The sequence below is a fragment of the Acinetobacter sp. USHLN143 genome, from assembly GCF_037145695.1.
GTDB classification, from domain to species: Bacteria; Pseudomonadota; Gammaproteobacteria; order Pseudomonadales; family Moraxellaceae; genus Acinetobacter; species Acinetobacter fasciculus.
In genome coordinates, this window is the sequence record NZ_JBBCWZ010000238.1 from 1 (window position 1) to 373 (window position 373).

The window sequence follows — 373 nt, forward strand, 5'->3', positions numbered from 1 at the left end:
TCACATGGGTAACCCCACACTACCATCAGCGCTAAGAGGTTTCACTTCTGAGTTCGGGAAGGGATCAGGTGGTTCACTCTTGCTATGGTCGCCAGCACAACTGTTTATGGACTTGTTCGGGTCTTATTTAACTGCTGTTGCAGTGTTTGCCGTACTTCGTACCAAATGAGTTATTAACAGAGATACTTGAGTTAAATTAGGTTGTTCATTTTATCTAGCTTTTCAACTAAATCAAGTTTGATCGTTTGATTTCGAATCAATCGAGCTTCACTTCTTTCGAAGTTCGTACAACAACTGTTTGGGTGTTGTATAGTCAAGCCTCACGAGCAATTAGTATTGGTCAGCTTCACATATCACTATGCTTCCACATCCA

At 41.3% G+C, this 373-nt stretch carries 1 rRNA gene; it reads right to left on the reverse strand.

The window, feature by feature from the left end:
• Positions 1-96 (reverse strand): 5S ribosomal RNA (rrf, locus tag WFH18_RS17885); the annotation flags it as partial.
• Between the last annotated feature and the right edge of the window lie 277 nt (positions 97-373).